12 protein-coding genes and 2 tRNA genes are annotated in these 15,464 nt (G+C 51.5%); 4 read left to right on the top strand and 10 right to left on the bottom strand.

Going from position 1 to position 15,464, the window contains the following annotated elements; genetic code table 11:
- Nucleotides 1-156 precede the first annotated feature (156 nt).
- The 7 genes from ispF to gpt form a co-directional block, all read right to left on the bottom strand.
- Entirely contained in the window at nucleotides 157-1,311 is a 1,155-nt protein-coding gene (gene ispF, locus ACTIDN_RS07845; RefSeq protein WP_415507942.1) for a 2-C-methyl-D-erythritol 2,4-cyclodiphosphate synthase, read from the bottom strand.
- Between the two features lie 66 nt (nucleotides 1,312-1,377).
- Nucleotides 1,378-2,382, bottom strand: a complete 1,005-nt coding sequence (locus ACTIDN_RS07840; protein ID WP_441376606.1) for a hypothetical protein — start codon at nucleotides 2,380-2,382, stop codon at nucleotides 1,378-1,380.
- Nucleotides 2,383-2,700: 318 nt separating this feature from the next.
- A complete protein-coding gene (locus tag ACTIDN_RS07835) occupies nucleotides 2,701-5,880 on the bottom strand; it encodes a Hint domain-containing protein (RefSeq protein ID WP_441376605.1) in 3,180 nt (1,059 codons plus the stop codon).
- A gap of 613 nt (nucleotides 5,881-6,493) precedes the next feature.
- A tRNA-Arg gene (locus tag ACTIDN_RS07830) sits at nucleotides 6,494-6,570 on the bottom strand.
- A 39-nt stretch (nucleotides 6,571-6,609) separates the two neighbouring features.
- Nucleotides 6,610-6,915, bottom strand: coding sequence for an ETC complex I subunit (locus ACTIDN_RS07825; protein ID WP_441376604.1), 306 nt, complete (start codon nucleotides 6,913-6,915; stop codon nucleotides 6,610-6,612).
- Nucleotides 6,916-6,937: 22 nt separating this feature from the next.
- Nucleotides 6,938-7,014: transfer RNA gene (locus ACTIDN_RS07820), tRNA-Pro, on the bottom strand.
- A 61-nt stretch (nucleotides 7,015-7,075) separates the two neighbouring features.
- Entirely contained in the window at nucleotides 7,076-7,558 is a 483-nt protein-coding gene (gene gpt, locus ACTIDN_RS07815) for a xanthine phosphoribosyltransferase (RefSeq protein WP_048839593.1), read from the bottom strand.
- A 436-nt stretch (nucleotides 7,559-7,994) separates the two neighbouring features.
- Here gpt and ACTIDN_RS07810 point away from each other — a divergent pair, with 436 nt between their 5' ends.
- Both ACTIDN_RS07810 and upp read left to right on the top strand, forming a co-directional pair.
- Entirely contained in the window at nucleotides 7,995-8,219 is a 225-nt protein-coding gene (locus tag ACTIDN_RS07810) for a hypothetical protein (protein WP_108912422.1), read from the top strand.
- Nucleotides 8,220-8,383: 164 nt separating this feature from the next.
- Nucleotides 8,384-9,037, top strand: coding sequence for a uracil phosphoribosyltransferase (gene upp / locus ACTIDN_RS07805; RefSeq protein WP_415509194.1), 654 nt, complete (start codon nucleotides 8,384-8,386; stop codon nucleotides 9,035-9,037).
- 38 nt (nucleotides 9,038-9,075) lie between these two features.
- On the opposite strand, the gene ACTIDN_RS07800 is transcribed toward upp, so the two are convergent.
- On the bottom strand, nucleotides 9,076-9,588 hold the full coding sequence (locus ACTIDN_RS07800; protein ID WP_441376603.1) for a hypothetical protein: 513 nt from the start codon (nucleotides 9,586-9,588) through the stop codon (nucleotides 9,076-9,078).
- Nucleotides 9,589-9,774: 186 nt separating this feature from the next.
- A complete protein-coding gene (locus ACTIDN_RS07795) occupies nucleotides 9,775-12,684 on the bottom strand; it encodes a TonB-dependent receptor plug domain-containing protein (protein WP_441376602.1) in 2,910 nt (969 codons plus the stop codon).
- Between the two features lie 686 nt (nucleotides 12,685-13,370).
- Here ACTIDN_RS07795 and ACTIDN_RS07790 point away from each other — a divergent pair.
- A complete protein-coding gene (locus ACTIDN_RS07790) occupies nucleotides 13,371-13,751 on the top strand; it encodes a LexA family protein (protein WP_441376601.1) in 381 nt (126 codons plus the stop codon).
- A complete protein-coding gene (locus tag ACTIDN_RS07785) occupies nucleotides 13,748-15,007 on the top strand; it encodes a Y-family DNA polymerase (RefSeq protein ID WP_441376600.1) in 1,260 nt (419 codons plus the stop codon). Before ACTIDN_RS07790 ends, ACTIDN_RS07785 begins: the two co-directional genes overlap by 4 nt.
- Before the next feature lie 174 nt (nucleotides 15,008-15,181).
- Here the strand turns inward: ACTIDN_RS07785 and ACTIDN_RS07780 are convergent.
- On the bottom strand, nucleotides 15,182-15,464 hold a 283-nt coding region (locus ACTIDN_RS07780), incomplete at its 5' end, for a hypothetical protein (protein WP_441376599.1).

Here is a 15,464-nt window from a genome sequence, read left to right as displayed (position 1 = left end):
GCCTAAAATCAATCTTTTTATAATCGTAATGATTAGACAGAATACGCAAGAGTTTTCTTGCATCCTGCCTGAGTTTTTTAGAAGCGTTCTGATAAAGAAAAGGTGCCCAGACCCTCGCCTGAGCACCCTTTCCTTTTACCAACTCACCTCGAAAAATCAGGGAACCAGAACGGACACCGCTGCCGTACAGGCAATCCCTTCCTCACGCCCAGTGAAACCGAGGCGTTCAGAGGTTGTGGCCTTGATGGAAATACGGTCCACATCAACTTCCAGCAGTTCCGCCACGCGCTTACGCATAGCATCTGCATGTGGGCCAATTTTGGGGCGCTCACAAATCAACGTCAGGTCAGCGTTAATCAGCATTCCGCCGCGCTCCCGAATACGCTGCCCCGCATGAATAAGGAAACGGGCACTGTCCGCATCTTTCCACTTGTTTTCACTGGGTGGAAAATGGCGGCCAATGTCGCCCTCTGCCAGTGCGCCATATATGGCATCACACAGCGCATGTATCCCGACATCAGCGTCGGAATGGCCAGCCAGACCTTTCGTGTGCGGCACGGTGATGCCACACAGAATAAGAGGGCGGCCTTCTTCAAAAGCGTGCACATCATATCCCAGCCCCACACGTGGCAGCAGGGTCGGGCCGATCAGTCGTTCAAGGCGCACAAGATCATCCTCGTAAGTCAGTTTGATATTGTCTTCATCGCCCTGCACCAGAGCAACACTGAAGCCTGCATCTTCCAAGAGTTTCGCATCATCTGTGGCTGTCAGGGAAGAGGCCTTGCGGTGCAGGTCCAGAAACAGACCGAACCGGAAGCCCTGCGGGGTCTGGGCACGGAACAGATGGTCGCGGGAGACAGTGCCTGAAATTACACCGCCCTCTTCACGCTTCAGCGTATCTGCCACAGGCACAGCAGGAATGGCACCCGGATGCTCCGTTAAGGCAGACACCACGTTGTGCACAACTTTGGCTGTAACATACGGGCGGGCACCATCATGCACCAAAACGATATCGGGCCGCTGCTCTTCCGGCAGCGCAGCCAGAGCTTCCAACCCGGCACGCACACTAGCCTGCCGTGTCTCACCACCCGCAACGGGGGGGAGCGTGGTCAGACCCTGTAGTGCATCAGACAGGGATGGCGGATGACCCACGGGCTGCAAGCAGGCCACATGGGGCAACAAAGCTTGCGCAGCGTGGCGGATAACCGGCTGGCCTGCGAGCCGAACATATTGTTTCGGCGTTTCAGACCCGCTGGTGGCGGCATAACGGCTGCCCGTTCCGGCAGCTAGAAGAATGGCAGCAACTCGCATGTCAGGAGACATGCGGCCCCTACCATCTGGCGTCAAGGCGGAAAATAGCATGACGCCCCCTCTTCCTCATTGGGCGGCATACAATTTCATGGCTGCAAGTTTTTCTGGAAACGGCACAGCCAGAAAGTGAATCAGTCCGCGCTTTTCAGAGGGGAAGACAGGCTCCTGCCCGGAGCGGAGCCGATAAAGCGTGACCGCGGCCCCTATGCCATCAAAACTGAAAATTTGGGCTTTGAGAAAAATATAATTAGCAAGACACTGGTCGTACCCAATGAAAGGCCGGTGCTTACCGGTTTTTTGCCTGTAGCCTTCTGCACACTGCAAGATAAGTTGTGCGTATTCAAAGGCTTGAGCACTATGACTATACCCTATCATGCCTGCTGAAAAACCACGTTGCGTGTGAGAGAACTCCATTTCCGCATCGGCCATCATCCGCCAGCCATACCAATGACCATCAGAGTCCGGATGCCCCTCACCCAACAAACCTTCCTTCGCAACATGCACTCGGTCTGAAAACACCATATCTGCCAGAATTGGCTCTATCGGCGCGTTACACAGTATATCTGCGTCCATATAAATCAGCGGCTGACGGTCACGGAAAAAGGGCTGATCAAAAAACCGAAACCGCGCGAGACAAAAATCGATCTCATCGTGACAATCCGGCAGCACAACAACGGTGAACTCACCCTTCAACGGTAAGTCCTGCTGTATGCGCCTCACACGCTCAGCACCTGCCGTATCTGTAATGACCGCAAGATCTCCCTGATAACCACCAACCGTTAACAGAGACTGAAAAGAAAGTTTGAGGCATTCAAAAACCTCATCCTCCCCAAAAGCACAGGAAAAAATAAGAGGGTTAAAAAGCCGAAAATGGTGGAGTTTCCAGCCATCACTTAAAATATTAAGGTGCCTTACGCCCTTCAGTTCAGACGTTTGGGCGGATACCGGCAAGGCAGACACCTCAAACTTGCATCCATCTATAGAAAGAGTTCCGGCATCTTCCGTTCCCGAAACAAGACGCGTCGGGCTTGTTGTGACCCAACGATGTTTTGCCAAGACCGTATGCGCCATAACCGACATTCCCCTGCTTCAAAAAATCTCGCACCATATAGGCTTGCTCTTCTTGAAGCAGTTTACGCACCATGGGGATAGTTGCGTAGTTTTATTTAACTATTCAGGACCTAACAGTGTGCCCCGCTGAACTCTCACAAGAGACCTACAGCTGAGAATGACTATATACCCCCTACTCTCCCCCAAAAAACCGTCTAATATCCCGCGGCTTTTTGGAAACAAGACAAGTGGAAATCTGCCCCTCGGCTTTAAGGCACCAGCGTAGCGGGCCAGAAAAGGCGCAAGATTTTTACCCCACACTCTTAAACATCACAGAATTTACGCCATCAGTTTAATTAGAGCGTGTTTGTCCCGGACGATGTATGGACCAGCCGCCTTCACCTGAATGGTGAGGAGAGAAAGACCTTTTAACTGATGTCGTTGCATGGGGAGCAAAGCATTTCCCGCAGTCCAACGTGCGTTTGGTTCTTCAATGGTATGCCAACCGGCCAAGGAGGCATCGGTCAGATGCTCCGTGACAGCATGTGGAGTGCCGCTTTGGAACAACGTGATACCACCAATGAGAATACCCAAAGTACGACGATCATCAACGAACGGTCCGATCACATCACTCGGCCGACTGATGTTGGATACAATGCGGACGGTCTCTATATCGGGAGGGAGTACGAACACAGCATGGCCATTGACCTCACGGACTGGGCGAATCACTGAGCCGTTGTCCATCGTGAGGTGAAGGTTCATATTCTGGGTCAGTACAACCGGAAGGGTACGCACGGGAAGCTTACCCTGCTCAGCACGAGTTGAAATCGCATTAAAAATAGGTTCGACAAAGTTTCGAGAGACATCCAGCGGAGCCGCGGCATCTGCCCAGGTCAAATTACGGCTGACAGCTTTGTCGATAGACACAACCTTATTCTGCTTGGAGAAGGACGCTCGGTTCCCGGTATCGAGATAACTCTCCGTGAGCGCCCCATCCGCCATGACAACGGCATGTTGAGCTGTCTCGATATGATAGTAGTCGTAGGATAGGATTGTCTTGTCGAAGAAAATTGAGCGACCATTGACGAGCATTCGCGCTGGCACGAATTTGCCGTGAAGCAAAAGGCAATGCTCACCCGTGATCGGCAGATCTTTAAACGGCACGCCATCAGAGAGTGAATTTTTGAGAATGCGCACTGGGTAGCCAGCCTCATCATCAGCTAACTCTGGACGCACACTACAGTGCTTTGTGCCAACCCAAACCAATCTGGTTATTGTGCCGAGATTCTTAACCGGGCACCATGTCAGGATGTCATCACCCACATGAAGAGACTGAACGGGAATCAGACCTGAAGGCGTATGAATTAGAGTTCCGGCAAGGAAACAGACCTGAACTTTGATCCCGCCTGCGCCATCATCCATGATGTCGATAGGGCCAGAAGAATACTGACCGGCAAGTGCTGTGGATACCGTCTGCCCTGCTGCAGAAACGGTAAGAATGCCCGCACTGTTGATGAACGCCGTAGCACCAGGTGCATAGTGTAGGCCACGGAAATCGAGAGTTGCACCAGACGCGAGAAACGTCTTATCCGCCACGGCACCAGAACTGAGAACGAGCGTTGCGCCAGAGAGGACCCTTTGAGACGTGACAACGCCTCCAGACATGACACTCTCAATCCCTCCTGAAAGGGTGTTATTAAATGAGATACCGCCGCTGGAAACAGTGAGTGTCGCACCACTAAAGAGCGTCTCCTGACGGAAATTTGCACCGGACATGACCGTAGCGACTGTGCCGGAATAATACTTGTTGTTAAATAAAACACCCCCGGAGAGAGTAAGCTTACCTCCAGAAAATACGTTATTTTGGCCCGTGCCGCTGACAAGGACGAGCGCCCCACCTGTAAAGGTGGCATCCCGTAACGTGCCCCCGACAATTCTGACGGTTCCGCCTGACAGAACTTTTGTACCTGAAGCAACGCCAGCGAGTTCCATTTTACCAGAGGCCGAAATGGTATCTCCGCGAACAACAGCCCCGTCTAAAGCAGCAAGTGTCCCACCAGAGGAGACTATGCTCCCACCAGCCATACCACCACTTGATACGGTTAGCTTCGCGCCCGATAAAATGGTTTCCCACGCCACATGGGCACCCGATAAAACGGTTTCACTCCCACCGGACAAGATATTTGAAACGGCGTTTCCGCCTGAGGACACAACAATTGAACCACCAGACATGATGGTTCCGCGCTCTGCGATCCCGGAGGAAAGCACCACAACCTTGCCACCGGTAAAGACACTATCCCCAAGGGCAATTCCCCCGGACGCGGCGGTGATGCTACCCCCTGCATATACCGTAGAGGCCGAGGTCACGCCCCCACTGTGAATACTCACTGAGCCAGACTGTATCCATGAACTATTAAAAACCTGCCCAGAAGAAACTACGACCGTTTTACCAGAAACACGGGAGCCGGAGATAATAGTACTATTGGACCCTACTGGTGATTTTGAATTACCCGACAAAGTTTTACTGACAACAGGAACACGATCATCCTGAGAAAAAACCTTGAGGTTTGTCCATTCACTAACCGGCTGATAATTCGTAAAATTCTCGTTCCAGTAAGCCGCCCATGAAATATAGGGCAAGCTTGCGTAAATTGTCTGGGTAACCGGGGCGGAAGAGGCATCAGTCGGCGTGACGCTAAAATTCCACTCCCACATCGTCCGAGCATGGTTTACATAATAGACTTGGTGACCTTCAATTTTTGTATAATAGCCTGGAAGAAAGGTAACCTGCGCACCGCGGGTAATAGAATAGGTATATGTCTTGCCCACCGTAAAATTGGTCGAGACATATTGAGGAAGGCTATTCTGAAGATAGGCCAGAGCTTGCGGGTCATTAAGGGAATAGCCTGTTTTGTCATCGGCTGTGCTAACCAGTCCGCCCCAGTTTATTCGGTACGGTTTGGGCCCTAAGATTTGTTGGCCACCGTGCGCCCAAGCCCCATCTTCAAAATTGGCTTGGAGTGCGAAGAATTGCAGCCCTTGTGAACTTGTTGAGTGAATTGCCACGTTAATGGAAACGGATGTCACATGCGTCCGAGAATCAATAGGAAGATACTGGTTAGCAGCCCCTGTCGTTGAATTTGGAATCGTATGCGTGAACGTATCGTTCGTATAGTTTGTTACTGTATTAAAAGTAGCGATGTTGTTGATGCTGCCTGAAGATAAAACAAGACCGCTTATTACGGTTCCTGACGTTGCTGAAATATGACCACCCGCCAGTACTTTCAGATCGTACCCGACAGCCCCACTGACAATATCAAGAACACCCCCACTCTGGACTGTAAGCCCAGCCAGCACGGCACCTGGTAACGCTGAAACGACGGCTCCGCCCAAAACGATTGTGGAGTTGCTATCGTGCGGGGACTTTGGTGCAGCCATTGAGGTGTGACCGCTAACATAATAGGTAGCACCATCAATAGTCACGGCCTCCCAGATGCCTTTAGAAATTACCGTTGCCATCTAGATCAACCTACCTATTGTTAGTATTTTACTGCCTCATACTTGATTTATATAAGTATGAACCAATAAGAAATTTAGTTCTTTCTAATTTTACATGATTTAATTAAGAAATTATGTAATTTTTATTATAGGAAATTTCAAACAAATATTTATTTTTAAGAATTTATCTGTGTTTTCATTTTCCCAATATCAATAAATAAAATGCGAGTAGGCCAGAGTTTTATTGAGCGACCTGCTAACCAGTTCACTCCGCCTTCCCTTACTTTGGATTTTGTAATTTTTGTCCCGATCAGGATAAGGCTCACCCGGATAACGATGAGAGCAAAAACGACCACCCACAGCTAGATGCTGCGTTAATGGTCAAACCCCCGTTCATACTGAGCAGAGCAATTTGCCTGAGGAGCAGAAAGAATGCTGGGCAAAAGAGCCTGGCCTGTTTCGTGAACATTTAAGACAGGCTGATGCGATTGATGCTTTATTTAACTGTTGTGATGCGCCCAACTACAGCGCACCCAAAACGCAACGGCGCTATAACATTCGAAATGTGGTACGGTGGTGCACAGCAAGCAGAGAATCAATCCGCCATCTGTCGTCAAATAAGTGCTTGAAAAAATGGTGCGCCCTGCTGGATTCGAACCAGCGACCCACAGCTTAGAAGGCTGTTGCTCTATCCAACTGAGCTAAGGGCGCCTGCCTTGGCGTTGCAGATACCGGCCACTGACCAGAAAATCAATGGGTCCAGTTCTGAATTCGGTCAGAAGCGAAATTATCAGCATACACTTTGGGCGTACGCACTCGCTCTACTGGCTGCTCAACTTCAGCATCTATATTTTTGCGCTGGGCATAAGCCACCGCATCCTCGCACGAGGCAAAATAGAGGCGGATTTGCGACTGTGTATCTGAACTGCCAGACCAACCCATCAGAGGGTCACGGCTTTTGGGTGCAGCTTGACCGTATTCAAACACCCACTCTTGGTTGCTTGCCAAACCTGACTGCCCTGCTGCTTTTGGCTGCTTATAAATCCGTGCTGGCATGGTTATGCCTCCAGATAGATAGTGGTCGGGGCGCCCGGACTCGAACCGGGGGCCTCTTGTACCCAAAACAAGCGCGCTACCAGGCTGCGCCACGCCCCGAACGAAGCGGAACCTAAGCGCCATTCGTCCGGCTGGCAACCCCAAAAGTGTAAAAAATCAGTTATTTGTGCTCTTTTGTTTTGCTGGCCAGCGGCGGGACAAACAAAGGAGCTGTATCCCAAGGGAACAAAACCCAGGTATCCTGCGGGACTTCGACCACAAACTTATCCGTCAACGCTTTAGCAGCGGGCTTGGCATACAGGCATGCAAAAGTTGCTTTGGGCAGCTTTTCGCGCACAACGCGTGCCGTCACACCAGAATCTACCAGGTCATCAATAACCAGAAAGCCCTCGCCATCTCCGGCGGCATCCGGTGACTTAATGATAGAAGGCTGTCCGCGGTCTTCTTCATCATAAGTTACTACTGAAATGGTTTCCACCAAACGACAGTTGAGTTCTCGCGCAATAATGGCGGCTGGAATCAGCCCCCCGCGTGTAACAGCCACAATACCTTTAAGGGGCAGTGCCGGAACGAGTGCCTCAGCCAAAAGGCGGGCATCTCGGTGCAGTTGGTCCCATGTGACAGTCGCGTAGTTTACGGCCATCTGGCGCTCATTCCTTACTTAACAGTAATCTCTCAGGCCAGCTCCCCCGGCCCTTTCGGCGCTGTTCTGCCACTACCCACCCCTGTGCTGCAAACCTGTTTCTCTAAAAAGCGCATTTTTCCGGGTTTTTTCTCGTGGCCAACATCCGTTGATCCTGTCGTTTTGCCTCTCCTCATCACCCAATTTCTTCCTCTATCTTTTGTAGAGGGACGCAAATTTTTTTTCCTGAAAAGAACTTCCCGACCTACCGCGCTTTATAACGAGACAGAATGAGGCAAACCGCAAAGCGGTGGGGACGCTTATCTCGCGCACCCACCTTTTACCGCGGCGGCCTGTTCACTTTGTAACAGAGCCACAGGACTGCAAGAGGCTTAGTCCTTTTTACCAAGGCAGAACAAGGAAACGTTCGATGGCATACAACATCATAAGAAACACCATGACAGCTGCCGCTTTCATTGCCACTCTGGCTCTTGCTGGCTGTGGCGACAGATATGATTCCGGCGCACGTGCGGGCTCCGGCGCCCTCATTGGTGCGGGCGGGGGCGCAGCCATTGGTGCACTGGCTGGCGGTGGCACAGGGGCAGCCATTGGCGCATTGGCCGGGGGCGGTACCGGGGCTGCCGTAGGCGCTGCCACAACTCCGCAGCGCCCACGCCGCTAACCTTAACTTTGGCTGGGGGATAACCCAACACTCCCCCAGCCATGACGCGATGCCACTCTTTTTCGCTTAGGGTGGGCGTGTTTTCCTAAATTATGGCTATTTTGCACCACCATGGGGTCACTCTGGCGTAGCGCTGCAAAAAGTCTGACGCTAAAAGAAAAGGCATGACAACACAGCCTTCTCCCTTCGCGTCCTCCCCTATCGTGCTGGACCATCCGCTTATTCAGCACAAACTGTCCCATCTTCGTAAAGCTGAGACATCAACCGCAGGCTTCCGCCGCTTGGTGCGCGAACTCAGCTTACTGATGTGCTATGAAGCTACCCGCGACCTGCCTCTGGAAACTGTTGAAATCATAACGCCGTTGGAAACAACGCAGGCCAAGCAACTTGCTGGGCCGGATGTGTGCTTCATTTCCATTCTGCGTGCTGGCAATGGTTTGCTGGACGGTATGCTTGACCTTGTTCCTTTTGCGCCGGTTGGCCATATAGGATTGTACCGCGACCCCAAAACACTTGAGGCCGTGGAATATTACCTGAAGCTCCCCACGCAAATATCTTCCCGCCGCTGCGTTGTCGTAGATCCTATGCTGGCAACTGGCCACAGTGCAGCCGCTGCCTTGACGCGCCTGAAGCAGGAAGGCGCCAAGCGCCTGCTGTTCGTCTGCCTTCTCTCCACCAAAGAAGGCATTGAATACCTCAAACAAACTCACCCTGATGTGCCAGTTATTACGTGCTCCATAGACCCCACGCTGGATGACCACGGCTATATTCGCCCCGGCCTTGGGGATGCTGGTGACCGACTTTTTGGCACTAAATAAGTCTTTTAGAGCCCCGCAATAATATGACGGGGCTCCTTTTACAGCCTGGTGCGCATGTGCTCGCGTAGCTGATTACAGCGCTTGGCATAGTGCGATGCCTTGGATGCCGTGAAAAAATTGATTAAAAACGCACCAATCAGAGAACAGAAAGAAATAACTGTTAGGCATTCAGCCATAAAAGAAATTGGTTCACTGTAGTGTAAGGCTGAATACCACAAAAGACCAACACTCAGCACTGCTCCCAGAAACCCCAGCACGCCCGTCGACTTCATAAGAGAGTCTTCCACACTCTCAAAAGCCGATGTCTCACGCCATAAATCAAACAACTGCCTGTCCACTAACCCTACGGCTTCCGCATGACTCTCTTGGTCATTCTTGGTTCGTTTATGGGGGTTTTTACGGTGAATATCCAACTCCTGCCGCGCTTTGGCAAAAACCCGCCTACGCTCCTTAATGGCTGGCAAGCTGATATCAACAAAGCTGAGAATGGCCACATTCAGACCCGCGGAAAGCTGCACGACGGCCTGAAAATCACCCCACATCACCGTCATAGGGTTAAGCCCTCCTATTTTACTGAGTCTTCACCTCATCTAAAGCCGCGTCTTAATAAATGTTGATTTATGATAAAAGCCCAGAGAACGCAGAGCTGCTATCGCCTTTTCCAAACAAAAGGGGGTGGGCTATGCCCTCCCCCTTTAAAATAAACGCTCTTTTTCCTGCCTTGAATTTATGCAGACTTACAACTCAAAGCGTATACCCCCTCTGAAGGTACGACCCAGCAAGCTGCTATAAGTCGAGTTAGCTGCCAGCCCGCTTTCCGGCAGAATAAGAGGGGAAGAGTTGGCAAGGTTGGTAATATTCAGGAACACCTGCATTTTACCAAAATCCTGATACTGCATTTTATAGGTAAAGTTCATATCAAAGTAGAATGTGCCCTTAACCTTGTTAGAATCTATCGTAGGATAATACGCACTGTAGGCCGGGCAGTTAGACGCACACTGTATGTAGCTATTTGAATAGTTACCTGCACTAATACCCCGCGCAATGGCCGTTACACTAAAACGGGACATGCTATAGGTGGCCGAGAAACGATAAATCCAGTTTGGTGGCCCGGAAGCACAGCAGTTTTGTCCTGCCAGATCAATTGCGGGGCTAAGCCCAGAGTCCGGCACGTAGCTCAGGTAATTGGTTGCCTGACCGTGCACGGTAAATGTCCCGCCTACACCGGGAAAAATACGCCGTACCGGAAATTGATAAGATGCATCAATATCAATACCGCTTGTTGTAATCTTGCTGAAATTAAACGGGCTTGCCTTGAACAGCAGGTCTCGCTGCCCTGATGGGTCCACACCGTAAGACGAGCAGAAGCTCTGGTTGCCCTGATAGCACTGGTCAATAATATCCTGCGAATAGAACTGCTGGATAGCGTCCTTCAGCTTGATATGGAACCAGTCAACAGAAATGGAAAGTCCGGGCACAAACCGAGGCGTAATGACGGCACCCACCACAGTAGAGGAGGCCTTTTCCGGGCGTAACTTGCTGTTGCCTGTGGTTGTTTCCATGATTGTGCTGGTGTCACCCGTAAACGGGTTCAGCACCGTGCTCGTACGGGATGTGCCTGCCTGATACAGTTCATTAATGTTAGGCGCGCGGATATCACGCGACTGGGTGGCACGGAACAGAACATCCTCAATCGGCTGCCATGTTCCCCCTACTTTCCATGTCGTCACGTAGCCGGATGTGGAATAGTCCGTCCCGCGCACGGCACCATTAAAGGCCAACCCATGGGCCAGTGGCACTTCTGTTTCCAGATAGGCTTCCTTAACGTTATAGCCACCAAAGGTCGGCAGGAAGTTGCCGACAGACCAGCCGGAACGATACTCGGTCGGCACATAGCCGGAAGCCCGCTCATCACGGTATTCACCGCCCACAGCAACGCTCACATCGCCAGCCCATGTTGCAAACGGCGTCATGGACAGGTTGACGCCTGACACAATTTCCTGAAATTTCTGGTCACGATACGGATTGCCCAGAATATAGTTTTTTGCATCCTGAGACATCACACCTGTGCCCAACCAGTTAGCAGGCGCACATCCGTTCCCCGGATTGGTAAGTGTGGAGCGACACACGATTGATCCAGCCGGAATACCGGCGACATTGCCAGCAGGGGCAAACACAGCATCGGTTGCTCTAAGCTGGTTTGCTGTATTCATGACGTTGTAAATCTGTTCGTGCGTGCGTGTTGCGCTGTACTGTGCATAGGCGCTCCATGTGGCGCGTTTGCCGAACATCTCAAAATTGCCTTCACCACCAACCGTATAACGCTGAACACTGCGTTTATTGTCGGTTTTACGGTAGGGCATATCCCGCGCAGTGGTCCCTAACCGGGCAGATGTTACCCCTTTTAGGGCATCTGCTCCCAGAGCGTTCTGGAGATATGCGTTATCTCCCGTCAGGTTGATGGACGACAGATACTGTGGGCCAGCGTTATAAACGTACTCGTTCCAGTTGTAGGACCCTTCCGCATACAGGTTAGCCCACGGTGCGACCTTGTAGCTTAGCCGGCCAAACAGGTTCCTGCGGTCACTACCCGGAGAAAGGCCGATGTTACGGCCGTTATCTGCCAGCGCGTAGTCCCCACCAACGGAAGTTGTGGAGGTTGCGAGAGAACCATAATTATAATGGTTAATACTCCCCCCCTGCCCAAAATAAATCCCTTTAAGAGAATTGGCCGTGCCACCCACGGATGAGTTGATAATACCGCCCGGCAACGCGTTATTGGTGCCCGCAGGCGACCGGACAATATAGTAAGGCTGGCCATTACCCGGTGCGTAAGCAGGGTTAGAAATAATGCGGCTGTTATTCTCGTTCCATTTACGGTCGACCTGATAAATGCCGTCCGTATGGGCGTAGTCTCCACTCAGCAGCACATGGCCCTTGTCGTGTGCAAACCCAAAACCGCCAGCGGCAGAAGCAGAATAGTTTACACCGTCCCCGTAGGTAGAAATTCCGGAATCTGCATTTACCTTCAGTCCGGTATAGGTTTTATCCAGCACAAAGTTGGCAACACCAGAAACGGCGTCAGAACCATATTGAGCCGAAGCGCCACCCGTTACCACGTCCACACGTTTTACCAACTGCTGTGGCAAGGTGTTAACGTCTACTAGCCCTGTAATAGATGACGGGGCAGAACGGCGGCCATCCAACAGCACAAGAGTACGGACCTCCCCCAGATTTCTGAGATTGAGGGCGTTAATGCCAGCCGTGCCACCGCTCAACGCCAGACGGGAGTTTTCCGGTGTTGTACTGCCAGCAAACTGAGGCAGCTGGTTTACCAGATCTGCCAGGTTGTTTGTGGGAGACTGATTTTGAATATCACTGCGGGTCAACACGCTTACGGGTGTTGGTGTTTTTGAATTGCGGTTCGCAATGCGGCTACCCGTAACCATGATAACTTCATCAGATGTCTCTTTTTTAGCCGCGGGTGTTTTCAGCGCTGCCTTTGACGCTTCTTTCTTTTTGCCTTTGGTTTTGCTTTCGGTTTCCTTCTCAAGCGTATCTACTACCGGTGCCGCATAGGCTGCATTTACTGAAAGGACAGCCAGCCCTGAGGAGAACGTTCCGCACAGAAATAGGATTTTGCGCATATTTCTGGATATTATCATCACAGCATATTCTCATCTAACGTGATGGCACCACGCACATTATTACGATATCGGATTAATCATGCCTGCATTGCGTTTTTATGTCGATTTCAGAATTAAATATATCCGTTAACCATAAGTTATGATGGTCTTGTTATGCGCCCCATGCAGAGCCCATAGCAAAACAGGGCACAACGCCGTTTCTCAGTCAAAAAATATATACGATATTTGTATTTATTGGCGAGAGGCGCACGTTAATGCGCCTGTTTTTACCCACACAGCAGCACGCGTATTTACACGGCCTAGCGCAGCATAAAACCTATCAGGTTTGTGCTTCTGGGCTGATTTTTAATTTTTGGAAATACCTGATGGCGGAAGAGGTGGAGGTTATTAACACAGAATAAAATATTGAAATATATTAGTTTTCTATTTTCGAATACAAATTTTTACCCGCAATTTTGCCCACATGTATTATGGAATTTTTAGGGACTGGGTAGTGTTGCAATCAATCATCCTGCCTTGCCTATCTCGATTCCCTCCCTTTACGCGATAACATATCTTAGCCCCACAAATTTAGCCGCAAATAGACTGAACAGACTACAGGCGATTCTCCTAACCAGGCCCACGCATAAATCTTGACTTGATCACTCCACTTGTTCTCTATCTGTTCTCATTATGGGAGCAGGAGCATGAGCGCATACGCTGGAGACCGGACAACAGGATTCGCCTCACCGGCAGCAGATGCCGTTGAGGGGCCAATTGATCTGTCCGACATATTGGATCTGCGCAGGCCCAGCCGCTACCCGGTGCGCGTTCGTGGCCTGACGTTTGTTGCTCGTGGCATTCTGGACGGAGATATTCTGATAGCAGACACAGCCGGCGAGCGAGTCTCCGGCCAACTGGTGATCGCAAGCGCTGCGGGTCAGGTTCTGCTGGCTGAATTACGGGCTCGGGCTGGCCGGTGGTGGCTGGTTTCCGGAGATGATGGGCGAGAGCCTATTCGCGTTGACCCTGCGCAGGACATTGATATCTGGGCTACGGTCACCGGTGTGGTGCGAGAGAGGCCGTGAAAATATACGGTCTGATTGACTGCAATTCGTTCTACTGCTCCTGCCAGCGCGCTTTTGAGCCAAAGCTGAAGAGGCAGGCCGTAGTTGTGCTATCGAACAATGACGGCTGCGCAATTGCCCGAACCAGTGAAGCCAAGGCCCTAGGCATAAAAATGGGGGATGCCTGGCATCTGATCCGCAATGACCGAAAGCTATCGAGCGTTCAGTGGTATTCCAGCAATTACCCTCTGTACGCGGATATGTCGCGGCGGGTCTACCAGACCCTATTGGATCACGTCCCGCGTGTAGAGCCCTACTCTATCGACGAAATGTTCCTTGATCTTACAGGGCTACATGGGGATCTATCGCACCGCTGCGAACTCATCCGCGCACAGGTTGAGCAGATCACCAAAATACCAACATGCGTAGGATGGGGACCAACAAAAGCAATTGCCAAGCTGGCCAACTATGTTGCCAAAGACCGCCCAGAAATGGAGGGGCTCTGCGATTTCACCGACGAACGGACGCGCCACCGCTTTTACCGCAATCTGCCTGTCAGTGAGGTCTGGGGAATTGGTCGCCGATTAGTGCCCAAGCTGCATGAGGCCAGCCTCCGGACGATAGAGCAGTTTGTTCAGGCAGAACCGGCACAGATACGCAGTATAATGGGGATTATCGGAGTTAGATTGCAGGCAGAACTGCGGGGCGAATCCTGTCTGCAACTGTCTGAAGTAGCAGAGCAACGGAAAGGGTTGGCCTGCACCAGATCATTCGGCCAACCAATTACGACCTATAGCGATATGCGTGAGGCTATAGCCGGATTCGCAACACGGGCATCTGAAAAATTGAGGGCAGACGGTTTGGACGCTGGGCATGTGAGCGTTTTTATTCAGACCAACCCGCACAAACGACAGGATGGCTGGTACGCCAATCAGGTATCGATAACCTGTGCTCCTACCAATAACGCCCTGACGTTAATTGGAACAGCAACCCGCCTACTACGGACAATTTGGCGGGACGGATACCGTTATGCCAAAGGTGGCGTAATGCTCAATGATCTGGCACCAGCCGGGCAACAGACCTCTCTATTTGATACGCCGCAGGAGCGCTCTGCAGGTTTGATGGATGCGCTGGACACTATTAACAGGCGATACGGGCGAGAAGCCATAAAGCCCCTCGCCACTGGCACGGAGCGGTCATGGCGGCCGCGGCAGGGAATGTTATCGCCTCGATTCACGACAGATGCGGGGGAGATGATGGAGGCTATAGCCTTCTAGCTATTGCGCCATGCGTTAACGTTACCACCCAACCATATCGGCAACGCCACCGACATGGTGCAGGCCATCATTCAAACGGACTACCCTGCCTGCCGCCCATCTTCAAAAAGAACGCGACACCCAGAACACCCAGAACTGTGAAGCCTCCCGCAAGGAAGGCTTCGACATACCCGATCACGATGCCTGAATAGCCGCATTGTCTGCCGTGCATTTGGCAAACAGTGCTGCAATCTGTTCAGCGGTCGGGCCAGTTTTGCTTTTGCTCTGCTCCAGAGCGCTGGTCACGGTCTCGTAAACCCCTGGGCCATATTTCTCAGCAAGGCCCACAACAGTGGCGACTACGCCGAGAACGGCACTAATTTCTGCTGACGTCATGGTTATTTGCTCCCGCCGATAGCTGCACAGGCATCGGGGGTAGTTCCCGCTTTCAGGCCCGTCCAGCACGTTTCGAATGATG

This window comes from Acetobacter sp. (assembly GCF_052102375.1).
Lineage (GTDB): Bacteria > Pseudomonadota > Alphaproteobacteria > Acetobacterales > Acetobacteraceae > Acetobacter.
Note: the sequence above shows the minus strand (reverse complement) of the source record. Positions and strands in the feature narration are given on the sequence as shown.